Below are 26,334 nucleotides of genomic sequence, written 5' to 3' on the forward strand. Positions count from 1 at the left end.
TCCCGCGAAGGTGGGAATCCAGGCCATGCCTGCCACCATCCGAAAACTGACTTTTACCGGCCCAAGCTGAGCAGTGCAACGGATAACCGATAACAGACGACAGATCACTGAACTATCCATGCACGACAAGATTATCCAGTATATCGCGTCCCACAAGGCAGAAGCCCTGGGGCTGCTTCGGCGGCTGGTGGAAATCCAGAGCGGCAGTTGGAACAAGCCGGGCCTGGATGACATGGCCGCTGCCATGGCCGATGTCCTGGGCGGTATTCTGCCTCAGGTCCGGGTGCTGCCCTTCGCCTCTCATGGGAACATGGTTCTGGGGCAGACCCTGCCCGCTGCGTCCGGCAGCAAGGGGGTTTTGCTGGTGGGGCACATGGATACGGTTTTCCCCGCGGACACCTGCTTCACCTGCTACCGGGAGGATGAGCAGAAGTGTTACGGCCCCGGCGTGTATGACATGAAGGGAGGACTGGTAGCCGGGATCTACGCGCTCAAGGCGCTGCAACACCTTGGCGTGCTTGAAAAAATGCCCGTGACCTTTTTCTGCAATTCGGACGAGGAGATCGGCTCGCCGGTGTCGAAGGCGTGGATCGATGAAAACGCCAGGCTGCATACGGCGGCTCTGGTCCTCGAAGGCGGCGGAATAAACCGTGAGGTGGTCACCGGTCGCAAAGGGCGGATGGGCCTGCGGATGACGGTGCGCGGGCAGGCCAGACATGCGGCCAAGCCCGGACCCAAGGCCAGTGCGATTCTGGAGTCGGCGCACAAGATCATCGCCCTGGAAGGTCTGAACGATAATCCCGAGATCACAGTCAATGTCGGACGGGTTGAAGGGGGAATCGGTCCCAACACCGTGCCTGATATGGCCACACTGCTGGTGGATGCCCGGTTTTTGTCTTCCCATGATCAACAGCGTCTCGAGGAGGAGATCCGGGCAACAGCGGCCCGAGAGACAATACCAGGGACATCATGCGAACTGGAGATGATCTCCGGACGGCCCGCCATGCCCCAGTCGTCAGCCAATATGGAACTGTTCGAGGTGGCTCGCCGGCAGGCCGCGGCAATGGGCTACGATCTGCCCCATGAATTGCGTTTCGGGGTTTCAGATGCCAATTATATTGCCGATCACGGAACTCCCGCCCTGGACGGCCTGGGTCCGGTGGGCGACATGGACCACAGCGACCGGGAATATATTATCAAGGAAAGCATGATGGAGCGGTCCTGTCTGGTGGCCGCTTGCCTGCTCGCGCTTGATGGAAGCATTTCCAGCTAACTCAAACAAATCGGCCGGATATTTGACAGCGTCCTTCTTCTCCGGCATAAAAAAGAAGAGCTAAGTTGTTGGAAGGTTATTTTGAAGTTTAACAAATTCCTTTGGGAGGTGTGACTATGGTTGGAAAAAAATGGTTCGTTGCCTTGATTGTCGCTCTCGGATTGTGCCTGTCGGCTCCTCAGGCCATGGCCAAACAAGATATTCTGTTCGGCGGCGCATCCATCACCGGAGTGTACTACCAGGTTGCCCTGCAGATCAGCAACATAATGAACAAGCACATTGGTGATCAGTACAACTACATCGGACGTCCCACCGGCGGCTCCGTGTTCAACATCAATGCCCTGGATCGCGGCGCCTTTGACTTTGCCGTGGCCCAGTCCGACAGAAACTATCAAGCCTACAATGGGACCGCGGACTGGGAAGGCAAGCCGGTAAAGACCTTGCGCAGCGTGTTCAGCATGCATCCGGAAGCCGTGATGCTCGTAACCCGCCAGGACGCCGGGATCAACAGCGTTGATGATCTGCGCGGAAAGCGGGTGAACATCGGCAATCCCGGCTCCGGACAACGCGGAAACGCCGAGGATGTGCTCCGCCTGTACAACCTGGATTTCAACAGGGACTTTCATGCCGAGGCGCTGCAGCAGGCTGAGGCTTCCAGAGCCCTGGTCGACCAGAAAATTCACGCTTTTTTCTTCACGGTGGGCAATCCCAGTGCAGCCATTGAAGAGCCGGCCCAGTCCATCAATATCGATATGGTTCCCCTGAATTCCGATGCCATCAGGCAGTTTGTAGCCGAACATCCTTACTACGTCATGACCACCGTTCCGGCCGGCACCTACCGCGGCATCGACAGGGACATCGAAACCTACGCCGTGACCGCCACCGTGGTCACCAGTGAGGCCATCAGCGAACAGGTCGTCTACGACATGGTCAAGACCGTTTTCGAGAATCTGGACGAGCTTCGTGCTTCCCATGCCGCCTTCAGGTACCTGAAGCCCGAGGAAATGCTCCAGGGCCTTTCCGCTCCGTTGCATCCAGGAGCCGAGCGATTCTACAAGGAACAGGGCTGGATGTAGCTCCGTTCCTTTTCATGGGGGCCTTCAGGGCCCCCTTTTTTATGCTCATTGATAGTCGATTGCCAGGCTCGCCGCATTCGCAACTTTCACCATTTGCGCTGCGGGCGGACTTGTCTTGAATTTCACCTTCCGGCACCGCTTTCTCCGGCTTCGAATTCTCCGCACCATGTTCGATCATGCTTTTCCGGCCCGGTCAGCATTTTGATGAAAGGAGCTGGATTATTTCCGCCCGGTGCAGGCTGACGTCGCAACTCCGGACAAAAGCCCGCGCCCTGTTGCCGGTGGAGGAGGGCGGTCGAAAGTGGCTGCACGACGCATAACGGACAGCAAGGACTGAATGATGACCGATCAGAAAACTATCGGATTGCCCAATGATCAGAAGCCGTCCCGGCGCAAGGCTGGAGTACGCGAAACCGCCGAAGATCTGGTGGCCATTGTCGAGGCCGGCGCCAGGGAGCCCAAGAACCCCTTCGCAAGCTGGCTGATCACCCTCTTGTGCCTTGGCTGGTCCGGTTTCCAGCTCTATTTGGCCTATATGCCGATGAATTCCCATATCGCCCGTTCCTGGCATTTGGGATTCGCCATCTGCCTCGCCTTTCTGGCCTATCCTGCCTACAAGCAGTACAGCCCGCCCATGTGGGTCACCTGGACCCAGAAGGTGATACCCAGCTTTGCGCGCCGCTCCATCCGCACGAACATACCGATCTATGATTATGTACTGGCGGTGCTGGCCACAGCCGGGGCCCTGTACATCTGGTGGGACTACAGCGGGATCATCATGCGCATGGGGCTGCCTTCCCAGTTGGATATCATCATGGGCGTGATCCTGATTGTTCTCCTGCTGGAAGCCGCTCGCCGCGCCCTGGGGCCGGCTCTGGCCATTCTGGCCACCATTTTCCTGATCTACACCATTATTGGACCCCATCTTCCCGAGCTGTTGCGTCATCGCGGCGTGCCCCTGGATTTCATCATCAGCGACATGTACCTGACGACCACGGGTATTTTCGGTGTTCCCCTGGGAGTATCCACGGATTTCGTCTTTCTGTTCGTGCTCTTTGGAGCCCTGCTGGACCGGGCCGGCGGGGGAAAATATTTTATTGATGTCGCCTTCTCCGCCCTGGGCACTTTTCGCGGCGGTCCGGCCAAGGCCGCGGTCATGGCCTCGGGCCTGACCGGCATGATTTCCGGTTCCTCCATCGCCAACACCGTGACCACGGGCACGTTCACCATTCCCCTGATGAAAAAGGTGGGCTTTCCGGCGCACAAGGCCGCGGCCGTGGAAGTCGCCTCCTCGGTCAACGGCCAGCTCATGCCCCCGATCATGGGCGCCGCCGCTTTCATCATGGCCGAAATCATCGGCATTCCCTATCTGGATGTCGTGCGTGCGGCCCTGTTTCCCGCGCTGATTTCCTATCTGGCGCTGTTGTACATCGTGCACATCGAGTCAATGAAAATGGGCATCAAGGCCATTCCTCGCGCCGAGCTGCCGCACTTCGGGAAAACCGTACTTCGAGGGTGCCACTTCCTGGTGCCGCTTTCCGTCCTGATCTTCTACCTGGTGATCATGCGCCGCACGCCTACCACCGCGGCCCTTCTGGCCATTCAGAGTCTGATCGTGATCATGCTCATCCAGCGGCCGATCATCGCTTTCCTGTCCCTGGGAATGCATAAAAAAGCCGGAACGCTTGATGCCGACGTCAACGTGAAAAGTTTTCTGGCCTCGGCCGCCTGGCAGGGCGTGCAGGATGTCTGGAGCGGGCTGATCATGGGCGCACGGAACATGATTTCCGTGGGGATCGCCACAGCCACCGCCGGAATCATCGTCGGCGTGGTGACCATCACCGGTCTGGTCGGGCGGTTCATCACCATCATTGCCACCTTGTCCATGGGCAATATCGTGCTGATGCTCTTTTTCACCGCCCTGACCAGCCTGATCCTGGGCATGGGCATGCCCACCACGGCCAACTACATCATCATGGCCACCCTGACCGCACCGGTGATCATCCAGCTCGGCGGGGACGCCGGATTGATTTTCCCGCTCATCGCCGCGCACTTGTTCGTCTTCTACTTCGGCATTCTGGCGGATGTGACCCCCCCGGTGGGCTTGGCGGCCTATGCCGGTGCGGCCATCGCCCGGACAGATCCGATCAAGACGGGGGTGCAGGGATTCACGTACAGCATGCGGACGGCGATTTTACCGTTCATTTTTCTCTTCAACACCGACCTGCTGATGATTGCCGGAGTAACCGCGGCCGGCGCCATCATCTGGCTGGATAATCCCATCCATCTGGCCTGGATATTCATTTCCGGGTTGATCGCCATGTTCGCATTCGCCTCGGCGTTGCAGGGCTGGCTGGTGACAAAATGCAACTGGTTTGAAAGAATCTTCCTGATCGCAATTTGCGCCACGACGTTTCGGCCCGGCTTCTTCGAAGCCTACCTGCCCTTTGAACGCCTGGGTATGCAGATACTCGGCGTGTCCATGTTTTTTGGCCTGATCGCATGGCAAGTAATCCGTCAACGCAGCAGAAACCCAAGACAAAGATTGTCGCAGGGCCAACACGATATTAAATCAAAGGAGTGATTGCATGTACAAGCGCATCCTTGTTCCCATTGATCTGCAGCAGGACGACAGGGCGCGGCGGCTGGGCCTGAACCGGGCCGTGGAGCTGTGCCGGTATTATCAGGCCAAATTGTACGCGCTCACGGTAGTCCCGGACATGGGGATGCCCATTGTAGCCCATTACTTTCCTGAAGACGCCGGCGACAAGATCGTGGCCGAAGCGGAAACAATGCTGCACGAGATGGTCGATTCCTATATTCCCGATGACATCGAGGTGCAGCACCTGGTGGCCCAGGGTTCGATCTACAGGCGAATTCTGCGCATGGCCGAGAAGGTCAATGCCGACCTGATCGTCATGCCGGCGCACCGCATGAAGCTGCAGGACTATCTCCTGGGATCGAATACGGCCAAGGTGGTTCGCCACGCCCCGTGTTCAGTACTTGTGGTGCGTTGTGATAATGACGATTGTTATGAGCTTTACGATCAGAATGTTTGATCAGTCTCTTTGAGCCGGTGCGACCATACCGTCAAAAACAAGAAGCCCCCGACACCAATACGATTTTAAAAAGCGTGTTGGTGTCGGGGGCTTCCACATTTGATCGGCCCGAGATCCGGCAGGCTTACTGCCGAGTCGCTTGCAGGGCCTGATCCAGGTCGGCGATGATGTCTTCAGCGTCTTCCAGCCCGACGGAAATACGGATCAGGTCCGGGGTGACTCCGGCCTGGAGTTGTTCTTCCGGCGTCAGCTGGGCGTGAGTCGTGCTTGCGGGATGGATGACCAGGGTCTTGGCGTCCAGGATGTTCGCCAGGTGGGAGCAGAGCCGGACCGAGTCAATGAATTTGCGGCCGGCTTCCAGCCCGCCCTTGATGCCAAAGCCGAAGACGGCGCCTGGGCCCAGGGGAAACAAGAGTTTCGCTCGGTCATGGTCCGAATGTGAGGCAAGGCCGGCATAGTTGACCCAGGAGACCTGCTCGTGGGCGGCCAGGGCTTCGGCCACCTGCTGGGCGTTGCGGCAGTGGGCCTGGGCGCGCAGGGGCAAGGTCTCCACGCCTTGCAGGATCAGGAAGGCGTTCATGGGGGAAAGGGCCGCTCCGGTGTCCCGCAGCATGCCGGTGCGCATCTTCAGGGTGAAGGCCTGACAGGAATCAGGGTTGTCCGGGGAACAGAAGTTCTCCCAGATGTTCAACCCGTGGTAGGCGGGATCCGGCTCGGTGAGTTCAGGGAACTTGTTATCGACGCTCCAGTCGAAACTTCCTTTTTCCACCACGGCTCCGCCGATGCTGTTGCCATGGCCGCCAACCATCTTGGTCAGGGAGTAGACAAGGATGTCCGCGCCATAGTCGAAAGGGTTGAAGATCGGAGGCGGGCTGACGGTATTATCCACCACGAAGGGCAGGCCGTGGTTGTGGGCAATGGCGGCGATGGCCTCCAGGTCGTCGATGTTGCAGCGGGGATTGCCGATGGATTCGGTGAAGATGAGCCGGGTATTCTCGTCGATGGCCTGGGTGAAGTTCTCAGGCCGGGAGGAGTCCACGAACCGCACCTCGATGCCGAAGCGCCGCAGAGTATGCGCGAACAGGGTGTGCGTGCCGCCGTAGAGGTTGCTTCCGCTGACGATGTTCTGTCCGGCTGACGTGATGCTGGCCACGGTATAAAATATCGCGGCCATGCCCGAGGCCACGGCCAGAGATGCGCTGCCGCCGTGCATGGCCGCAAGGCGTTGCTCCAGCACCTCGGTGGTCGGGTTCATGATCCGGGTGTAGATATACCCCGGCTCGCTGAGCCCGAAAAGGTTGGCCGCGTGGTCGCTGTCCCGGAAGACGTAACTGGTGGTCTGGTAGATGGGGACGGCCCTGGAATGGGTCTGGGAATCCGGTTTCTGACCGGCGTGCAAGGCCAGGGTATTCAGGCCGGGCCGGCGTTGCTCTTTCATGACATTCTCCTGTTTTTCATAATCACGAACACCTTGACGTTCCGCGGCATCCATGACTTATCTTTAATCGAAATCGAAATCGAAATCGAAATCGAAATCGAAATCGAAATCGAAATCGCTAAACTTCCCTCATCTCACAGCCAAACCGTCGATATCACAATTCGCTTCATCGTTACTCAGGCCTGCTCCGGGCAAGGTGAACAAAGAATTACTCAACTTTGCACCAAAAAATCAAAAAGTCCAGTTCAGCCCGGCTTCCAACCCTGGAACGGCTTTCAGGTCGTAGCTGCGGCGTTTGTCTCCTCCGGAATCAAAAAATTCCAGTCTCCGTCCGAAATTGTATGTGGGGCCGACGCGAATTCTCAGGGAGGGAGTCGGGGTGACGTCCAGATAGATGCCTGTCGTATACGTTTTTTCCCGAACATAGCCTCGGGGCATGACCGTGCTGTTGTCGGCAAGGCGGTAGGTGCCGGAATTGATCCCAATACCCAGCCATGTGGACCAGACGGGATTGAAGGTGTAGCGCAATTCGCTTTGGGGAAATCCAAGGCGGGCGGACAATCCCGCTGCGCCGGGGTGACGGTACTGAACAAAGGGGCCGACCATGGCAAAGGTGCTGGAAAAGGCGAATTTGCTGGTGGGATCCACGCCGATGAACCCACCTAGACCCAGGGTCCAGTCCTCGTCCCAGGCATAGATTACTCCGCCGTTGGCGGCGACGCCCACGGAACGCGAAACCTGTTTCTCGAAGCCGGAGCGGATTGCTCCCTGCACAAAGTAGGACCAACGCTGGGAAAGGCGTCCCCGCTGGTCCGCCAGAAATGAGAGCGAGTGCAGGTCGTTCCATGGGTCCGTTCTTGCGTCGCCAAAGGGCAGGGCATGCCTGTCCTGCCAGGAATACCAGGATGTCTGCCAGCTCAAGGTGTATCGGGAATAGCTGAGATCAACGCGGGAATGCGACACCGAAACCTTGCCCTGATCATCATTCAGATGCCCTGGGAACTGATGCTTTCCACTGATGACGGCTTTACCCAAAGGCATGACCCGGTCCGGGCGCGATTGTCCGGGATCGGCCGGTGCATCCTCCCGGCTCCAGCCCGGGGTGGCAATGAGCAGGACCAGGCCAAGAATCAACGTTATTCCAAGCATGCGACGCATGCGGTTCAAGCAGGAAGCTGAGTCCATGATGTTCTCCTTGCACGAACAAAAAAAAATCCCGCCGTGCGTTTCGCGGGCGGGATGAAAACAATGCGTCTATGCGTAGTGTCGCCAGGATTGTTCCTCACCCTTGGCAAGGCGCTGGATGTTTTCCGTGTGCCGAGAATAGACCAGGACCATGATGATCAGGGCCACGGGAAGAAATGAATACATTCCCGACAGGAGCAGCAGAACGGGCATCAAGGTGACCAGGGTCAGGGAGCCGAGGGAGACGAATCCGCCGAGTTTGATCACGGCAAGAGTGACGATGAGGCCGAGGACGGTAGGCCAGAAGGCCAACCCCAGGAACAGGCCGACTGTGGTGGCCGCGCCCTTTCCCCCTTTGCCGCCGAGAAAGGCGGAATACATATGCCCCAGAAGCACGGCCAGGGCAGTCAGGGAAATGAAGAACCAGGAAGTACTGAAGGAGGCTGCAACGGCAACCGGAAAAAAGCCTTTGAGAATATCCAGCAACAGCGTTGCGATACCGCACCCGGTGCCGCAGACCCGAGCCACATTCGTGGCGCCCATGTTGCGGCTGCCATGTTTGCGCGGATCAGGAAGACCCCGCACTTTGGTCAACAGCAAGCCGAACGGGATGGCCCCAAGCACGTAGCTCATGCCCAACCAGAGAATCGTAAGCATTGTCTACTCCTTTTCATATGTTTGATCTTCAACGACTTCCACCACTTTTATCTCATTGAGCAATGGGTCAATCCTGCCAAGTCGCAGCAGATAGTTCCCGCCAATGAAGCATTTGTCTCCCAGTAGCCGTTTCGGAGCACGAACCATAACTTGTTCCACGGGCAGAGAGAATACTGCCTGAGTCGCTGTTTCGTCTACCAGGACAGCAGACCAAAATTTTTGCGGGCCCTGGAGCCGCAAGTACTCCAGTTTCCAGTAGCGCGTTCGATAGCGTTGCACCCGACCCACGGCCTCGAGGCGCGATCGCCACATGGGCAGTCCGGCGTCAAGATCCGCCTTGCTCAATCGACCGGATCCGCCTTGGATCCATGCTGCGACTTGTCCGAGATTCAGGAAATCCACATATCGGCGCAGCGGCGAAGTGACCGAGGCGTAGGCCTGGACTCCCAGGCTGGCATGCAGCACCGGCTTGGTCTGCAGTGTGGCGTTGGCCAGCATGCGGGCCATGCGGTACATGTCCTCGGGCCGTGTATAATGCCCGCCCGTTCCCGGCGGCAAGGCCACGTTCTGAGTGCGGAAAAGCAGCGGCAGATCATTGTCGCAAGCCCACCGGGCCAGTTCGGCATTGGCCAGAACCATGAATTCGCTGACCAAAAGCTGGGCTTTGGGAGCGGGATCCTTGGATTCAAGAAGCACCTGCAGGTCGGCGTCCTCCCCGATCAACATCAATTGCGGATCCGGCTGGTCAAAGACCACGGCGCCCTGGCGGATGCGGCGGTCGCGGAGCATTGCCGCCAGTGCGTGGGCCGCGGCAAAGGGTTCCCGACCTTCCTGGATATCCTGTTCCACCAGCTCATAATGGGTATTGGCCCAGACCTGGACCCAGCCCAGGCGGGGTTGCAGGGAGGTGACCCGGGCCTCTGAATCCAGCTCGAATTCCAGAAGCAGGGCAGGGCGGGGTTCGTTTTCCCGCAGGCTGAACAGTCCGATGCCCAGCTCTTCAGGAAGCATGTGGCAGACACCCTCGGGAAGGTAGAGGCTGGAAGCCCGCTGGGCAATGGCTGCATCCAAATCAGATTCCCACGGCCATTCCAGAGTCGGGCAGGCAATGGCCAGGGTGAGGCGAAATCCGCCATCAGCGGTGCGTTCCAGGGCAAAGGCGTCGTCAATGTCCTGTGTTCTTTCCGAGTCCACACTGTACAGGCGCAGGGGCTCGAGGGATCCGACTTGGGCACGGACCGCCTCGCTCAAGGTGCGGATTTCCTGGTTGTGTGCCTGGGTCCACCCGTTCTGCCAGTCATAACCCGCCTGGTCCAGGAGATGATTGTAGTGGGGCGGTACAAGGCCCCAGGCCTGGGCCAGAATCAGGGCCTGCTGCGGATGTTCCGGCAGCTTTTTGGTCAGGTTGCGCCAGAGTTCGTCATGGGAAGGATCTTCGGGATTTGAAATCCGTTGCAGGAGCAGGTCCTTCAGCCTTCCGGCGGCGGGTTCCGGCGGGCAGGCATCCGTGTTGCCCGTTTTCCAGAGTTGACTGAAAAAGTCCTGGCCGGCCACCACCAGTTCCTGGTGTTCCCGGGCTGCCTCCTGCTCGGCCAGCCGGGCTTGCACGGTCTGTTCCGGATAGATCAGGAAGGAGGGGGGCTGGAATTTGAAGTGCGTCTTGGCGTCCAGCAGGACTCGGCCGATGGCGGAAAGCTGGTCATGATTCGGGCTATCCCAGATCAGCTCCGCGAACCAGTCCAGGGGTGCGGAAGACATTTCACCCTGGGCCAGATTCCAGATATCCATGACCTCAATGGTCCCGGCCAGTTCAGATCGCTGTTCCAGGTGGCGACCCAGACGCTCTTCCATCTCGCTCCGACTTGCGGGATGAGGGTATTTCGGGCCGTGCCAGGGCAGCAGCCGGGCGGCGGGCAGGGCCATTTCCCGGCCGCGTTGGGTAAACAGCCGGACACGGCCGCCCTGTTCCTCAATCACCACGGCCAGGTGGACCTGGTTGTCCTGGAGGTATTCGACGATGGTACCTGGTCCTGGCGGGACCTGGGGTTTGATCAAAACATTGTCCTTTGCCTTGTTTATTCCGGCGTGTCATTACCCTGTGCGGATATGACAGCCGTCAGTCTTATGTGGGCCATGCTCACAATCCAAACTGAAGATATTTGAACCGCCCGCTTCGCTCGAGGCGCGGAAGGTAGGATGAGAAGGCTGGCCCTCCTAACGAGCTATGAGTAAAATCATGCTCAAAGTTCAACGCAGTCTTTGCTGCAAACATGAGGAGAACCAGCCATGAAAACACTATTCAACTTTACACTCGGTGTCGACCTTGGCGACAAGCAAAGCGCTGTTTGCATTATTGATCCAGCCGGCAACATTCAGCAAAAATTGAAAGTGACCACTACAATGACAGCCTTCAAGAAATTTTTCTCACCCTTTGCTGGAAATTTGGTTGCTATTGAAAACGGTACCCACTCTCCCTGGGTCAGTCATTTACTGGAAAAACTAGGATGTCGGGTTCTTGTGGGCAACGCTCGCAAACTTCCTTCCATCTGGCGTAGTCCGGTCAAGACTGATTTCCGCGATGCCGAGACCTTGGGCAGGATAGCGAGATTTGATCCAAATCTGTTGTACCCTATCTATCATCGTAACGAAGGAGCCCAGGCGGATCTTGCAATCATCAAGGCCAGAGACATGCTGGTTCAAACCAGGTCCGGATTGATCAACTATGTTCGCGGCGCGGTGAAATCGATGGGAGCACGCATCCCGGATTCCAGCGCTGAAGCTATGGCCAAACGTGCCAAAGAACACATGCCGGAAATTCTGAAGCCAGCATTGTTGCCGCTGCTTTCGCAAATTGAGCAATTGAACAAGGCGATCAGGGAGTATGATCGTCAGATAGAGAATCTGAGCAAGGAGAAATACAAAGAGACGGAAGTATTGCGACAGGTAGTCGGAGTTGGTCCCATAACTGCACTGGCGTTTGTCCTGACCCTGGAAGATTCCACCCGTTTTCAAAAGAGCCGTGAAGTCGGTCCGGCCTTGGGTATGGTTCCTCGCAAGGATCAATCCGGAGAAATGGACAAACAGCTTCGTATCACCAAATGTGGTAACATCTACTTGCGTCAGTTGCTGGTCAATTGTGCGCATTATATCCTCGGCCCTTTTGGACCTGACTGCGAATTAAAGCGATTTGGAAACAGAATATCTCAACATGGTGGTAAGATGGCCAAAAAGCGTGCAGTCGTCGCCGTGGCACGTAAATTAGCCGTGTTGTTGCATAGGCTCTGGGTTACAGGAGAGGCTTACGATCCTTTCTATAACCAGCCAAAAGCCAAAAAAGCAGCCTAAAGTGCAGCCGCACCATATAAAATCAATAATCGCTCCCAAAACATTGAATTTGTCCAACATAATTACATGAACCAATCACGGTAAAGAAACATGTCGTCAAGTCAATCTGTTATCACACCTTCATCAATGCCCATAATTGAAAAGTCCCATCCGGAAGACTGCGATTGGCGTCCAGGTCAAGTCGCTTGCCGGCGACAACAAAAGACCGTGCTTAAGGTGGCAGCTTCCAACATGAGGATCCCACAGTGCACCGGGCCTAATGGCAAAGGCCCACTAAGAGTGCGAATGGAAGCATGACTTAATGGGACTGCTCACCAAGGGCTCGCAGGCATAAAAAGGTGGTCCGCCACGGCGGACGTTGACTAGCCTTCTCATGGAAGTACGCCAAGAAGAATTTTTGCCTTCCGCAGGAAAGATGCGGCAGGCAAAAGTCTTCACGCCTGACGGCGAAGTGTCATCACCCCGACAGGGGTGAGATATCCTTTTGGAAAGCAGCTCTTTCCCTGATTTCCAAAATGTTTCCTTGGCGTCCCCTGCGTCTTGAGCGTAGCGGGCGGTTATCTCACGCCCGTCACTGGGGGTTCAAAACTTCTTGTTTTTTCTTGCAGGCTATCAGGTATAGATCACTAATGCCGGAACGATCGCTGGCCGGTGAAGACCATGGCCACCTGGGGCTCGGCCTGGTTGACCGCCTCAATGACTTCATGGTCCCGGATCGAGCCGCCGGGCTGGGCAATGGCCATGACGCCCTGGGCCATGGCCAGATCAACGCCGTCACGAAAGGGGAAAAAGCCGTCGGAAACCAGAACCGACCCGGGCAGTCCGCCCTTGGCCAGTTGGGTCCGGGATTGAATGTTCTCCAGTGCGGCGCGGGCCTGGGTATCCGATTCGGCCTTGGCCTGCAACTCGTACAGGGAGATGCCCTGTTCGGTAAAGCAAAGCCAGTCCGCATACTTGGTGTAGGCCTTGTGAATGGTCAACTGGACGCATCCAACCCGGTCCTGCTCGCCGGTTCCCACGGCAACCGTGGCCCCGTCACGCACGAAGAGCACGGAATTGGACGTCACTCCGGCTTCCACGGCCCAGGCAAAGAGCAGATCGTCCATCTCCCGGGGACTCGGCGTACTGGCCTGGAATAGAACGTTGTCCTTCTCGGCTTTGGCCGGCAGGAAGTCCTGGGGGGTTCGAATCCGGTTGGTGAATGAAAACTGGACGATCATGCCCCCGTCTGCCAGGGACTTGATGTCTAGAAATGGTTTTCCGGCGAATTCCTCGAGACGGGCCAATCCCGGAAGGCGGAGAATACGCAGGTTCTTGCGTTTTTTAAGAAGTTCCAGGGCCTGGGAATCATAGTCCGGCGCGGCCACGACTTCAAAGTAGGATTCCCCAAGAAAAGCGGCGCAGGCGGCGTCCACGGTCCTATTGACGACAACGGTGCCGCCGAATGCGGCAATGCGGTCGCTCCAGTAGGCGTTCTTGAGGGCGGTTTCCAGCCCTTGCTCGTTCCATGCCGCGCCGCAGGGATTGTTGTGCTTGAGGATCACGGCTGCGGGCCTGGTGTGCAGGTACTGCAGGATGTTGATTCCGTTGTCCACATCCGTGAGGTTGATCTTGCCCGGATGTTTGCCGGCCTGGAGCATGTGCTCCTCGGTTACGGCGGAGACGAGTCCGTCCTCTGCGTCGCGAAATCGTATTCCGTCCAGTTCCAGGGATCCGTCGGCAAGGGCATAGAGGGCAGCGGGTTGATCCGGATTCTCGCCGTACCGCAGTCCCCGGTCCTCGCCGTCGATGTGCCAGGAACGCTTGTGAAAAAGCAGTTCCTGGTCCCCCAGGCGAATGGTCATGGTCTTCGGAAAGGGGTCCGAGGACAGGGTCCGGTAGATGTTTTTCAAATCCTGCATGTATGCTCCGTGTCGGTTGGAACGAGTTGGGAACTGTCCTGGGCGGCGGCCGTTTTCGTATCCCGCTGCGGGGCTCAGGGGGATGAGGGCGTCAGAATCAGGATCTCATCCGGATCAGGCGGCTTGAAAAGCCGAGCCGGAACGCTTAGACAGGGCCAAAGCAGCAGTGTGCTGTTTCAATGAATGCATCAAAACGAAGGAAGGCAATACCCGTGGAAAAGGTGTTAATCAAGTTGGCTGATCAGCTTGCGGCGTTCGATGAGGCGTCGTTGACCGCATTATGGGATAAATACGAAAGCATGGCCGGCGAGTTTCAGCCGACGAAAAAATGGGAACAGGCCGTCATGATTCTGGGGCTGATCCAAGTCGTACGTTGGAAAAATCATCTCTTCAACCATCACTGGGCGGCCCAGCAGAAACCGAAAAAAGATCTGGATCCGCCGGCGTTGCCGCTGCCCCGGTCAGGACAGAAAGGGCGCGAATCCAAGCCCGCCAAGGTGTTGCCCTTCAGGGCGCTCAAGGACGAATAGACCGTGCAGGATATAGTAGTAGTACCGGATCGCCTCGACATGGGCCACGGCCTCGAATCCCCTGGTATAACCGTGGCGAGTCCTGCTGAAGTATTCCCGTTGACTGAGCAGGGGAAAAACGGTTTTTACGTCGTTCCAGCTCGTTTCCGCCAATCCGAATTCACCGGCCAGTCGCATGGCGTCCCAGGTATGCCCCAGCCCCTGATTGTACGCGGACAGGGCCAGGAACCAGCGGTCCCATTCCGAGATGTCCGGCCTGTCCAGCCGGTCCCAGATTTGGCGTAAGTAAGCGGCCCCCGCCATGATGCTCCCGGTGGGGTTCATGGGATCATCCAGACCGAGTGCCTGGGCCGTGGCCTGGGTGATCTGCATGATCCCGCGCACTCCGGTCCGGCTGACCGCCGAGGCGTCGAATCTGGATTCGTGATAGATCAGGGCAATGAGCAGCAACGGATCGATGTCATGGCGTTCCGCCGCCTTGAGGATGGTTTTGCTGTAGCGCGGAAGTTCGCGTTGCAAGGTCTCCAGAAAATGGCGCAGGGCAAAGTGGTCGCTCCTGTCCGGCAGGAATCCGAGGTACTTGTCCTGAATCCTGGTCAGCTCGCTGTCATTGATCAATGTTTTCCAGAACCGATCCAGATGCTCCGCGGGTCCGGCATGATCCCCACGCCAGAACCAGCGATATTCCAGCGATGCATCGAGGCTGCCGGCGAGCTGCAGGTCCGCGTAGAACGGCTCCCAGAGCGTAAAACGCCCGGTGTCCACCAGGGTATAGCGGGCATCGGATTCCTCCATGGCCGCGAACTGGACCGGCAATGATCCTTCGATCGTGAACAGAGCCGGCGTCGTACACGCGAGGTCGTCCAAAAGCCGGGCATATGTTTGCCGAAGCAGGGCGTTCTCCGGCAGAAGCATCTGCTCCGCGCACAGGTCGGAGAGATCCGGGGAGCCGTGATTTTTTCGCTGATGAACCACGCCCACGGAATGGCGGGCGTAGGTGGGGCCGGCTGTTACAGGCGCCACCAGGACGTCCAGAAAGCGGCGCGGCGGTGCATAGCCGGCTCCAACCAGAAGATCGGCCCGGCGGCGGCTCAGTTCATCCCAGGCTGCCCCGGCGCTGTCCATATGAATCCAGACAGGGTGCATTCCGGTCTGTTCCGCGAACAATTCCACCAGCTCCCGTTCCAGACCCGGTCCATACGGCGAGATATGGGAATGCACCAATTCCGAATCCGGCGCCAGGACTCTGATCACCGGGGTGATCAATCCCGGTGGACGGGTATTCCAGAGCAGTTTGTTCACCAGGATGAGCTGGACAAACACCAGTAAAAAAATGAGCAGCCGGGCGCGCGGACCGGGAAGAGCCGAAACGAGGTTTTTCATGGGCGATACAGGGAACCGCCGGAATGGACGTGCTTGCGCCCGGCAAGTCCGGCAAAGCATCCGTCGCACCCCGGGATATTCGTCAGGATCATGAGGATGTCGAGGTTGCGATTCGTGGGATGGTCTGAGGTTGAGCAAGAACGGATTCAGCCAGGAACGCGGTCCCAAAGGCAATTTCCGAGGAAAGTTGCCAGTCGAAAGAGTGGTCGTGTACTCGCGAGGACCTGGGATCCTGATCGATATGACCGTGCATTTTCTTGAGATGCATTGACTTTAAGGACGGCCTTTTTTAGGGAGTGAGGTCGTCTTGCGTAAACTTGTACATGTACTTTCAAGGAGTGGTTAATGTCAAATGTGGTAATCGTCGGCACCCAGTGGGGTGATGAGGGCAAGGGCAAGATCGTTGATCTGCTGACGGAGCGCGCGGAATTGATCGTGCGCTTTCAAGGCGGAAACAACGCCGGTCATACCTTGGTCGTGGGCGGGGAAACATTCATCCTGCACCTGATCCCTTCCGGTATTTTGCATCCCGGCAAGGTCTGTCTGATCGGCAACGGCGTGGTCCTGGACCCGGAAGTTTTTTGCCGTGAACTGGACGCCTTGGCCGCGCGCGGCATTGATGTCGGTCCGAACCGCTTGGCGATCAGCCCCAAGACCCACGTGATCATGCCGTACCACCGCCTTCTGGACAAAGTACGGGAAGAAAAGCGCACCGGCGAGAAAATCGGCACCACCGGCCGAGGGATCGGTCCCTGCTATGAGGACAAGGTCGCTCGTGTCGGCATCAGAGCCGGGGACTTTGCGAATCCTGACCTGCTTCGGTCCAAGATTATTGAAGCCCTCGCGGAAAAGAATGCACTGTTCACGAGCTATTTCGGCGTTGACGCCATGGATGGGGATGCGGTTTTCAACGCTGTCATGGAGCATGGGGCGCGGCTGGTCGAGTACCTCGGCGATGTGTCGGAACGCATTGCCCAGGCCGCGAAATCCGAACAAAACATTCTGTTTGAAGGCGCGCAGGGAACGCACCTGGATATTGATCACGGCACCTATCCCTTTGTGACGTCTTCCAACACCGTCTCCGGCAATGCCGCTGCCGGGGCGGGATGTGCACCCAAGGATCTGGGCACGGTGCTGGGAATCGTCAAGGCCTATACCACCAGGGTCGGTTCCGGTCCGTTTCCAACGGAACTGTTCGATGAGGTGGGCGAACGCCTGCAACGCCAGGGCGGCGAGTTCGGCGCGACCACGGGCCGCAAACGACGCTGTGGATGGCTGGACCTGCCTCTGCTTCGCGAATCCGTCCGCCTCAATGGCGTGCACGAAGTTGTCCTGACCAAGCTGGACGTCCTCAGCGGCCTGGATCGGATTCAGATCTGCACCGGATACGATCACAACGGGAAGACGTTGCTGTATCCGCCTCAGGGGGAAGGACTCATGGCCGAGGTCCAGCCCCGGTATGAAGAGGTGGAGGGCTGGGGGGAAGACATCAGCACAGCCGTCTCCTGGGAAGACCTGCCCGTTGCGGCCCAGATCTATATTCAGCGGATCGAGCTGGAACTGGGCGTTCCCGTATCCATCATTTCCGTAGGGCCGGACCGCAAGCAGACCATTGAACGCAGAGGCTAAGCGCGAATAGCGATGACCAACCCATCCCAGGAGAACGAAACCGGTAAAGCGATCGATCCTTTCTCCCTGAAGGGGCAGGAGAGGGTTCTGGATTGTCTTTCCCGTCTGGTTGAACGTCCGCCGAGAGTGCTGTTGCTGGAGGGCGGAGCAGCCGAGGATCGCGAAAAGCTCGGGCTGTATTGGGTTGCGTTGCTGAACTGCATGGCCTTGCTGAACAGCGGATCAGGCCGGGAACCATGTCAGAGCTGCCCGACGTGCAGTCGGATTCGAGACGCGGCGTTTTTGGACCTGATCTATCTGGACGGTCGGGAAGGGCGGATCAGCATTGACGCGGTGCGGGAGTTGCGGGGGCTTCTGGGGCAGGCTCCACGCAGTGGGAAGCGCAGGGTTCTCGTACTGGGCGAGGCGCAGGAGTTGACCGTGGAAGCAGCCAATGCCTTGCTCAAATCCATGGAGGAGACGGATTCCCGGAACAGCTTCGTCCTGCTGACCCCGCAACGCGAACGCCTGTTGCCGACCCTGGTCTCCCGGAGCTGGGTCGTTACCTTGTCCTGGGATCTGGAAGCAGCCGGGGAGGCTGCTGTTGCTCCGGAATGGGAGGAGACGCTCTGCGTGTTCCTCAAGTCAGGGCGGGGCTGGTTTGGCAAAACCATGGTCAAGGGGCAGGTCGACCGCAACCTGGCGTTCAATATGATCCACGCGACACGCCGCAGTCTGATCAAGGCCTGTCAGGGCGTCTCGGATTCAAGCCTTGCCAACGTCTTTCTGGCCCAGGGGCATCCCCGGGCCTGGCGTCGGATCGACCTGCGGCTTGATGAAGCTGAAGAAGCGCTGCGTTATCAAGTTTCGCCGGCCCTGGTACTGGATTGGCTGGCCTCCGGGATGCGAAATATCCTGGCAATGCGGCAGCCCTGAGCACCCGAGCGGGACGTCGCTGCAGCAGATCCCGTCCCCCCAACCATTTATGCAACCTTCATCCCCGGTTCAGCATTTGCGAGCCTGATCCGCTTCCTCCGTTTCCTCCTTCATTTCCGTTTCGAGCTCGATTTCCACTTCGCTTGCGGCTTCAGCCATCTCGTCGGAAGAGGCGGGCATGGCCGTTTTCATGGCTCGCCGGGCAGGATTCTGGTGGTCCTTCAATTTTTCGAGAATGCTGCGCAGGGAAGTTTCCAGCTTGTTCGCCGCGCCCTCCACGGCCATGGTCAACGTGCCGGCCTTATGGGTTACGGCAATGGGATTGCGACCCTTGAGGCGGGCTTCCATCACGCAGCGCTTGTCGTTGTCGCCGCCGCGGACGAGGCTGTTTTCATCGCTGAGATGGACTTCCACGCGGGTAACATGATCACGATGCTTGGTCAGGCTGTGTTCCACCACGGCTTGCACTTCGGCGGCCAGTTGTTCACGACCTTCAATATGCTTGTCCGTATTGACTTGGATGATCATCATTTCTCCTTACTGAATTTACGGTTAATGTCTCTTCTTATGGGGGCGACTGCTGCTCGGCTTCAATCATAGAAATAATTGAGCCTGATGCCAATGGATTCCACATCACGAATATAAAACTCGCCATCCGGAGATCGGCCGAAAAAGTATTCGATCAAAAAGAGCAGCCTGTGGTTCAGGAGCAGCGTGTTTTCAATTTGGAATCCGGCCCGCATGGAGACATCCATGTGCCATTCGTCGTCTTTGAAGTTCCGGATGTTGATGGAACCGATGGGCCGGAGGCCAACGTCAAGCCACGCTTTGGGCATTTCAAATTCCAGCCCTGATCGGGTGAACCATGGCTTGACAGGCGTAGGCTCATGCTGGAACCAGCGGCCTGCGCCTCCAAAAATGCGCAGTCCGTGGAACAGGTCATAGGAAAGATAGGAGCCGATACCTTCGGGGCTCGGTTTCACCCGTTGTTTGAAGGGATCTAATTGATATGCCTTGCTGGAGGACGGGTACTGGCGAAAAAAGCGGTCGAACTGGGAAAAATTCTCAGTGTCGGACAAGAAGGACGAAGCAAACCCGAGACCAGGCTCGAGATCATGAGGAAATGTTTCATCAGGTTCAAGGAGGGAAAACAGGCTGATTCGGTTGCCGTCTCCTCGTTGACTGTTCCAGGAAGTTCCTTCTCTTGTGATGGTGAACGTCTCATCCGGCAATTCCTGGATACGGCTTTGATACCCATCGCCCTGGATTGTCGGATGTAACTGGTGCACTTCCGCGTAGACACTCGAATCAGCCGCTGATAAGGCGTGAACCGATGCAATCAACAGCATCCCCATGGCGGTGACTACAGCCATGAATATCTTGCGGAAGGGCCTTTTCATAATGCGTCGTTCTATGTTTCAGGTGGACAAAGCTCCGGGAAAAAATAGCTGAACAATTCCAGGACCGGCATATCTGGGCCGGGTTCAGAGCAGGCGTGATGATCCTTGTCGCGCGGCTTGGACTTGCTCCTTCTTCGCGTTGAACCATGCACACTCCGTCAGATCCAACCGCGGATCAGAAGAAAAAGCACCAGGACCGGAATCGACAAACACAAGATCCACAGCATCAACCTGCCGATTTTTTCGGAATCTCGTTGCCCTCTGCGTTTGTTTTTCAAATGCCACCCTTGGTGGCTCCTCAGTTGATAGTATCCGCCATGTTTCGGAATCAGAAGGCTCCCCTGGTTCCGAACATGGCTTTTGATCATGACGATCCGAGACGGCGATTCTTTCATGTGATACTTTCCCTTGTTTCGCGGTAATGGTAACTGCGAATCCTCACATAAAGAAACTACAGCAGGAAGAACGATCCTTTGGCCTGGTTTGTATCAATAAATATCGTCGGGACGAGGTTGCCGGTCGTTGCGATTCCAACAATCCGTTCCTCGCCCCGACGATTTCAGCAAGAGAGCTGATCAGATGAATTGAAGCGGATCAGTTCATATTAGAACTCCACACGCAATCCACCCCCGAATCGCCCATAATCCGCCAATTCATTCAGCTCATCCACGGCTCCTCTGGCTTCCAGAAAGAGGGATACGTTGAACCGATTCGGCATCTCATAGACTCTGTACCCCGCGTTCAGGATAAGATCGAAACGGTCGTTGTCGCTGGAAGTCCAGAAGCCGACTCCGGCTCCGAAAAACATCCGATCGTGATGATAGTTCGCAAGCAGATCGATCAAAAAGGAATCATCATCGTCGTCGCCTCGAAATACAGGAGCAAAACCGACCATGCCCAGAATGGAAATATTCTGGTGGACCGGGTACCTGTATCCAATCCGGAACAAGGCGTAGTTTGCCGGATCGGGTTGGTGCATGTAACCGAGGTCAGCCACAAAATTGCCGGGAATTCTGGTGACCAGTTCCTGGACCTCTTCAACCGGTGGTGGAGGAGGAGTCGGTGCCGGGGCCGGTTCTGGGGCTGGCGCGGGCGCCGGAGTCGGTGCCGGTGCTGGAGCCGGAGTCGGGGCCGGTGCAGGGGCTGGCGCCTGAATTGTCTGGACCAGGGTTATGTTTCCACACACCGCGGGCACGATGAACACGTGCCTGTTTGGCCCTCTGTCCACAAAAACCTGGAATGCGTTAAAAGGCTGTTGACCGGCCCATACCAGGTTGTTGAGGACTTCGATGCGACCACCTGCTCTGAACAGCATCCACTGCATTCTCTGCCCTGGAGGAATGCTGGTTTGCTCAATATTGCCCTGTCGAACCTGATCAACGAAAGGGTCCACCAGGTCCTGCGCCCCCACCATGCTGAAGCCTTCCCGAATGGCCGGCATCGTCTCCCTGACCATCTCCTGGAAATCTCCCACCGTGTTCATCTCGTTCGGATAAAACGGGCTTTGTCCCAGTTCCCTGAGCTGCGTCTGGGCCTGCACCGGTCCGACGAGTCCAACCAGCAGAAACGCTACCAATACAAGGAATTGGATTTTAAAAGTGTTTTTCATTTCAACCTCTCCTTTTGAAATAGATCAACTTTCCTCAAGCTCTTTTTTGGTTTCGCCCAAAAAAATCCTCAGCCGGCCTGCTGTTCGGCATGCTTCTCTTCCGCGGCTTAACGTCAATAAGTTCAATGCCATCGAGACCGGGTTCCAGAGCAACCGCCGATCAGCAAAAACTTGAATGGATATCAATAGATGATGGAACCTCTTGAGATCTGATCCCTCCTGATATCATATTCCTCTTGAGTGATTCTTCCTGCTGCCAGATCCGCCTCCAACTGGTCCAATTGGCGTTTGGTCTGGTATTCATAGGCGGCTCCGGTTCCGAGAACGCCCACTGCTCCTCCCGTGGCCGCGCCGCCGGTAAACCGTCCGCATCCGATCTGCATCAAGGAAAGACTTGCCAGTAGAATCACGAGAATCACTGATTTTTTCATTGTTTTCTCCCTTTTGCTTTTTTTGTTCGACTTCATTGTCCGTCATTCACATTCTTCAGTATGTATGGAGGGCGGCTTGTCAAACCCATACTTGAGCAACATCCATGCCCAAGATGAGGAGATGGTATATCTGAGTATATTCCAAATGGTTGGGTGTCATGGGCAAGCGCTGCTGCAAGTGATTGTCATGAAGAAAGTGTTGCATGCAACACAATTGTTGCGTACTTTCGCCGTGTGGTGCTTTGGAATCTGGAAAAGAAAGACATTTCTCCGGCCATGAACCTGGAGCTTCTTGGCAACTGGAGGCTTGTTGAACTATGAACTTCAATCTTACTGACCATGGCTTCGTGGTCCGGCACCATTCGCGGAGGGGATTTCTTCGGCGTACAGATTTCTGCGGCGTCTTTATTTCGGCTCCATCCCAATGCCAAACTGGAGGGTTGATATGCCTGACGATTTTGACAAGCCAGATCGTATCCTGAAGGCCCGGCAGGGTGAAGAAAGCAGGGAGTTTCTCCAGTCACCGACTGGGCGCGAAACACCGCATGACCGGCAGAATCTGCTTCATGAGCTGCAGGTGCACCAGATAGAGCTGGAAATGCAAAATGATGAGCTTCATCGGACCCAGGAACGGCTGTACCTGGCGATGGAAAAATACAATGATCTTTATGATTTTGCTCCGGTCGGCTATGTGACCACCAAAAGAACCGGACGTATCCTGGAATCCAATCTCACCTTTGCCGATCAGCTCGGCATTGTCCGCAGTCAACTGATAGACAGTCTGTTATGGGCGCATGCCTTCATGGCGGACCAGGACAGGTTGCAATCACATCACGATCTTGTTTTTGAAACCGGCGAACGCCAGTCCTGTGAGGTGAGACTGAAAGGAGATGCAGGGCGCCTGCTCCATGTACAATTGGACAGTATTCTTGGAACGGACATCGATGGCGCCGTGGTTTGCCGAACCTCGACTACCGACATTACCGCCCGAAAGAAGGCGGAAGAAAAGCTGAACAAGGTGCATGAAGATCTGGAGCAAATGGTCAATGAAAGGACCGCGAGACTTCAGGTGAGCGAAGAACGATTCAGAAGACTTTCCCAGGAGTTTCATGCCCTCCTGAATGCAATCAGTGATACATTGATTCTCTTCTCACCGTCTCTGGAAGTGTTGTGGACCAATCGTGAAATGGATTCAGGCTTGGAACGGGATAGTTCGAGCGCCGTGCGCAAGTATTGCGACAGGCTGCTGTCTGCACCTTCCGGCATATCCCTTAACAATCCGACGGCCCGATGCTTTGCGACAAATGAAGTAGAGGTCGCTGTGGTCAACTTTGACGGAGCGGTCCTGGATGTCAAGGCATTTCCGGTCAGGGATGCCGGAAAAATCAACAGTGTCCTGTTGTGGGTCAGCGACATTACCGAAAAAATGGCGCTCCAGGCCGAGGCCCTGCAGGCCAGTCACCTGGCGGCACTAGGGGAGTTGGCCGCTGGGGTGGCACATGAAATCAACAATCCCATCACCGGGATCATTAATTACGGCCAAATCCTGATCAACGAATGTCTTCCGGGCAGCCTGGAGAAGGACATCGGACAACGCATCGTCAAGGAGGGGGAACGGGTCGGTCGGATCGTCAAAACACTGCTATCCTATACGCGGCACGGACGTAGCGACAAACAACCTGTGCGCATCCAGACCGTTCTTGAGGAATCTCTCGTGCTGTCCCAGGCCCAGATTCGCAAGGAAGGAATTGATCTGAAGATTCACGTTGCTGAGAATCTTCCTTTCGTGAACGCCTACTTTCAAGAGCTGCAGCAGGTTTTCATCAATATCATCAACAATGCCCGCCATGCCCTGAACGAGAAGTTTACCACCAGACATGCGGAAAAACGTCTCGAGATCAGTATTGAGAAAATATTGGTCAAAAACCGTCAGCACGTACGCATCATTTTTTTCGATCTCGGTTCCGGGATCAGCGATCATGATCTTCCCTTGATCACAAAGCCCTTTTTTTCAACAAAGGCTATCGGCAAGGGGACCGGACTGGGGTTGACCATCTCGCATGGCATCATCACCGAACATGGCGGCGTGATGTCATTTGAAAGCGAAAAGGATGATTTTACTCGTGTGATCATCGATTTGCCGGCAATGGAATAGCTGCCCTGTCCAATGCGGATGCACGAAACAGGAACAGCGGGAGTAGCTACGTTTTGAATATCTATATCAGCATAATCCGAGTAGGCGAACTGGATACCGGCAATCGCCGGCATGACTGAATGAATGGGCTTGCTGCGACAAGTCATTCCGGTGAACGCCGGAATCCAGTGGAGGTGAATGACCTCCCGCCGAGTGAGCTGAATGGTTTCGGTTTGATTAAATACAGTAAATCATACTCAGCAAGAGGGGAAAGATGATCGCAAAAATTCTTGTTATCGACGATGAGGAGTCTATTCGGTTTACCTTTGAACGATTCCTCGGCGCAGCCGGCTATATCGTGACGACAGCGGCAAACCATACCGAAGCCCTGGACCTTCTCGCGGATGGCGACTTTGACGTGGTATTTGCGGACATCATCTTGGAGGATGGCACGGGAATCGACGTTTTGCGAGAGATCAAGGCCCTGGGGCTGAATTGTCAGGTAATCATGATCACCGGAGATCCCGGATTTGAAACCGCCGCCGAATCCATCCGACTGGGAGCATTTGATTATATTTCCAAGCCGGTGAATCAGGAGTCGTTGCTGCATGTGACGCGAACGGCCCTGAAATACAAGCTTGTGAGCGACGAGAAGGAACGCTACCGGGCTAATCTTGAGGCGATATTCCGAAGCGTCAGGGATGCCATTGTCACCGTTGACAAGGACGGAGTCGTGGTTGAGCTCAATGACGCGGCCACGAGCATGTGCGGTTATAATCGGGACGACATCGGCAAGCATTTTGGTTCATTGTCCGCCAATTGCACCGGCAGGTGCAGGGAGATTCTCGAGGAGGGGATCAGGACCGGCGAGCCGATATGCGTGGATCGAATCGAATGTCGTCCCGCGAATCGCCCTGGAAGGGTCATCAGCGTGCGCATGTATCCTTTGCTGGATCAGCAGAACATGGCCGCGGGGGTTGTCATGTCCCTGCGAGACGATACGCAAATGGCCGCCCTGGAAAGCGAACTCAAGGAGCACCGCAAGTTTCACCGCATTGTCGGCGTGTGCGAGCCCATGCAAAAGGTCTATTCCCTCATCAAGGCCCTGGCCGGGGTGCAGACCACGGTGCTCATCACCGGCGAAAGCGGAACAGGCAAGGAACTGGTGGCCGAGGCTTTGCATCTTGCCGGAGACCGAAGCCATAAACCCTTGGTCAAGGTGAACTGCTCCGCGGTTCCGGAGGAACTCCTGGAAAGCGAACTGTTCGGCCATGTCAAGGGCGCTTTCACCGGCGCCATCCGTGACTATCCCGGACGTTTGCACAGGGCCGACGGCGGGATCATCTTTTTTGACGAAATTGGAGATCTTTCGCCAAAGGTTCAGTTGAAGCTGTTGCGGGTTCTTGAAGGCAAGGAGTTCGAGCAGGTTGGGAGTTCGACGCCCACGAAGGTGGATGTCCGGCTGATCGCGGCGACCCACCGCAATCTTGCCGAGCGGGTCAGTCGAGGAGAACTGCGGGAAGATCTGTACTACAGGTTGAAAGTGGTGGAGATCCGGTTGCCGCCACTGCGGGAACGGCGCAAGGACATTCCGCTGCTGGTCGAGCATTTTCGCAACAAGTTCAACGCGCTGTTCAAGAAAGACATCGAGGCGGTTTCCTCAGACGTTTTGAACGCCTTTCTCAAATACCATTGGCCGGGCAATGTGCGTGAATTCGAGCATACCCTGGAGCATGCCTTTGTCATCTGCAACCAGAACATCGTCACCTTTGACCATCTTCCGTCGGATTTCATGAATGCCCCGAAACTGGAGAAGCAATCCTCCACCAGACATCGCGAAGTCGATTCCCAGGCGATCCTCGAGGCATTGGATAAAACCGCCTGGAACAAGGCCAAGGCAGCCCGCCTTCTGGGCGTGGATCGCGTTACCCTTTACCGAAAAATCAAGAAATACAACCTCACGCCGGTTGCCTTGTCATAGTTGTAAGGTAATTTATTCAGATCATTGTAACTGCTCGAAAACTTGTGGCAATCAGCGGGTTGAATCCAGGGAGCGCCGCACCCCAGTGCGGCAGCGGTGTAACGCACTCAAGCCAAAGTTTCGGCTGGAGCGTGCCAGTAGCTGAATCACGAAACTCCATCCCGGAGACACTCCTTGCACGGTAAACCTCATCGCCTGACCTTTTTGCGCAGTTACAGATCATTCGAGTAAACCGGGCTGGATGCTCACTTTGCGGGTATGATCTGGTCCGGGAACGGCTAAAAAAGTCATTCCCGCGAAGGCGGGAATCCAGGTCATGCTTGCCACAGGTTTGTGCCAAGCCAACATCGTTTCGCTCTTGAAGCCGAGCAGTTGCGTAGCAAGAAGC

Annotated in this window: 21 protein-coding genes; 10 read left to right on the plus strand and 11 right to left on the minus strand. The window is 56.4% G+C overall.

The genetic code is table 11. The features are described 5' to 3' along the window. Positions 1–118 precede the first annotated feature (118 nt). The 4 genes from ACYQ15_RS03760 to ACYQ15_RS03775 all read left to right on the plus strand — a co-directional run bounded on the left by ACYQ15_RS03760 (position 119) and on the right by ACYQ15_RS03775 (position 5,408). Entirely contained in the window at positions 119–1,273 is a 1,155-nt protein-coding gene (locus ACYQ15_RS03760; RefSeq protein WP_459936191.1) for a M20 family metallopeptidase, read from the plus strand. A gap of 116 nt (positions 1,274–1,389) precedes the next feature. Further along, complete coding sequence (locus tag ACYQ15_RS03765) at positions 1,390–2,349, plus strand: TAXI family TRAP transporter solute-binding subunit (protein ID WP_459936192.1); 960 nt, start codon at positions 1,390–1,392, stop codon at positions 2,347–2,349. Positions 2,350–2,686: 337 nt separating this feature from the next. Further along, positions 2,687–4,933 (plus strand): TRAP transporter permease, encoded by a 2,247-nt coding sequence (locus ACYQ15_RS03770; RefSeq protein ID WP_459936193.1) that lies wholly within the window; start codon positions 2,687–2,689, stop codon positions 4,931–4,933. Between the two features lie 4 nt (positions 4,934–4,937). Then, positions 4,938–5,408 (plus strand): universal stress protein, encoded by a 471-nt coding sequence (locus ACYQ15_RS03775; protein ID WP_459936194.1) that lies wholly within the window; start codon positions 4,938–4,940, stop codon positions 5,406–5,408. Positions 5,409–5,532: 124 nt separating this feature from the next. Here the strand turns inward: ACYQ15_RS03775 and ACYQ15_RS03780 are convergent, their stop codons facing one another. From ACYQ15_RS03780 to ACYQ15_RS03795, 4 genes are all read right to left on the minus strand, one after another. Beyond that, positions 5,533–6,846 carry an O-acetylhomoserine aminocarboxypropyltransferase/cysteine synthase family protein gene (locus tag ACYQ15_RS03780; RefSeq protein WP_459936195.1) on the minus strand — a complete coding sequence of 438 codons (1,314 nt, stop codon included), beginning with the start codon at positions 6,844–6,846 and terminating at the stop codon, positions 5,533–5,535. A gap of 231 nt (positions 6,847–7,077) precedes the next feature. Continuing rightward, positions 7,078–8,031: a hypothetical protein gene (locus tag ACYQ15_RS03785; RefSeq protein ID WP_459936196.1), complete on the minus strand. Its 954-nt coding sequence runs from the start codon at positions 8,029–8,031 to the stop codon at positions 7,078–7,080. A 69-nt stretch (positions 8,032–8,100) separates the two neighbouring features. Continuing rightward, entirely contained in the window at positions 8,101–8,688 is a 588-nt protein-coding gene (gene plsY, locus ACYQ15_RS03790; protein WP_459936197.1) for a glycerol-3-phosphate 1-O-acyltransferase PlsY, read from the minus strand. A 3-nt stretch (positions 8,689–8,691) separates the two neighbouring features. Beyond that, complete coding sequence (locus ACYQ15_RS03795; protein WP_459936198.1) at positions 8,692–10,743, minus strand: ribonuclease catalytic domain-containing protein; 2,052 nt, start codon at positions 10,741–10,743, stop codon at positions 8,692–8,694. A 231-nt stretch (positions 10,744–10,974) separates the two neighbouring features. Between ACYQ15_RS03795 and ACYQ15_RS03800 the strand changes: the two genes are divergently transcribed. Continuing rightward, a complete protein-coding gene (locus tag ACYQ15_RS03800) occupies positions 10,975–12,033 on the plus strand; it encodes an IS110 family RNA-guided transposase (protein WP_459936199.1) in 1,059 nt (352 codons plus the stop codon). 626 nt (positions 12,034–12,659) lie between these two features. Here ACYQ15_RS03800 and ACYQ15_RS03805 read toward each other — a convergent pair. Continuing rightward, on the minus strand, positions 12,660–13,934 hold the full coding sequence (locus ACYQ15_RS03805) for an IMP cyclohydrolase (protein ID WP_459936200.1): 1,275 nt from the start codon (positions 13,932–13,934) through the stop codon (positions 12,660–12,662). A gap of 212 nt (positions 13,935–14,146) precedes the next feature. Here ACYQ15_RS03805 and ACYQ15_RS03810 point away from each other — a divergent pair, with 212 nt between their 5' ends. Next, positions 14,147–14,464, plus strand: coding sequence for a hypothetical protein (locus ACYQ15_RS03810; RefSeq protein WP_459936201.1), 318 nt, complete (start codon positions 14,147–14,149; stop codon positions 14,462–14,464). Here the strand turns inward: ACYQ15_RS03810 and ACYQ15_RS03815 are convergent. Further along, positions 14,396–15,847, minus strand: a complete 1,452-nt coding sequence (locus ACYQ15_RS03815) for an MltF family protein (RefSeq protein WP_459936202.1) — start codon at positions 15,845–15,847, stop codon at positions 14,396–14,398. The genes ACYQ15_RS03810 and ACYQ15_RS03815 overlap by 69 nt on opposite strands. Before the next feature lie 345 nt (positions 15,848–16,192). On the opposite strand from ACYQ15_RS03815, the gene ACYQ15_RS03820 reads away from it, so the two are divergent. Beyond that, entirely contained in the window at positions 16,193–17,476 is a 1,284-nt protein-coding gene (locus tag ACYQ15_RS03820; RefSeq protein WP_459936203.1) for an adenylosuccinate synthase, read from the plus strand. Positions 17,477–17,488: 12 nt separating this feature from the next. Beyond that, positions 17,489–18,391, plus strand: a complete 903-nt coding sequence (locus ACYQ15_RS03825; protein WP_459936204.1) for a DNA polymerase III subunit delta' — start codon at positions 17,489–17,491, stop codon at positions 18,389–18,391. Between the two features lie 69 nt (positions 18,392–18,460). Here the strand turns inward: ACYQ15_RS03825 and ACYQ15_RS03830 are convergent, their stop codons facing one another. The 5 genes from ACYQ15_RS03830 to ACYQ15_RS03850 form a co-directional block, all read right to left on the minus strand. Next, positions 18,461–18,922, minus strand: a complete 462-nt coding sequence (locus tag ACYQ15_RS03830) for an HPF/RaiA family ribosome-associated protein (RefSeq protein ID WP_459936205.1) — start codon at positions 18,920–18,922, stop codon at positions 18,461–18,463. 59 nt (positions 18,923–18,981) lie between these two features. Then, the gene (locus tag ACYQ15_RS03835; RefSeq protein ID WP_459936206.1) at positions 18,982–19,791 is read right to left on the minus strand and encodes a DUF1207 domain-containing protein; all 810 of its coding nucleotides are present in this window, start codon (positions 19,789–19,791) and stop codon (positions 18,982–18,984) included. A gap of 84 nt (positions 19,792–19,875) precedes the next feature. After that, positions 19,876–20,076, minus strand: a complete 201-nt coding sequence (locus ACYQ15_RS03840; RefSeq protein WP_459936207.1) for a hypothetical protein — start codon at positions 20,074–20,076, stop codon at positions 19,876–19,878. Between the two features lie 319 nt (positions 20,077–20,395). Beyond that, positions 20,396–21,400, minus strand: a complete 1,005-nt coding sequence (locus tag ACYQ15_RS03845) for a hypothetical protein (protein ID WP_459936208.1) — start codon at positions 21,398–21,400, stop codon at positions 20,396–20,398. Between the two features lie 182 nt (positions 21,401–21,582). Next, on the minus strand, positions 21,583–21,831 hold the full coding sequence (locus ACYQ15_RS03850) for a hypothetical protein (protein WP_459936209.1): 249 nt from the start codon (positions 21,829–21,831) through the stop codon (positions 21,583–21,585). Between the two features lie 445 nt (positions 21,832–22,276). Between ACYQ15_RS03850 and ACYQ15_RS03855 the strand changes: the two genes are divergently transcribed. Together ACYQ15_RS03855 and ACYQ15_RS03860 are read left to right on the plus strand one after the other, a co-directional pair. Next, positions 22,277–23,986: a PAS domain-containing sensor histidine kinase gene (locus tag ACYQ15_RS03855; protein WP_459936210.1), complete on the plus strand. Its 1,710-nt coding sequence runs from the start codon at positions 22,277–22,279 to the stop codon at positions 23,984–23,986. A 253-nt stretch (positions 23,987–24,239) separates the two neighbouring features. Further along, positions 24,240–25,946, plus strand: a complete 1,707-nt coding sequence (locus ACYQ15_RS03860; RefSeq protein WP_459936211.1) for a sigma-54 dependent transcriptional regulator — start codon at positions 24,240–24,242, stop codon at positions 25,944–25,946. Positions 25,947–26,334 lie beyond the last annotated feature (388 nt).

The organism is Desulfonatronum parangueonense (assembly GCF_054656975.1).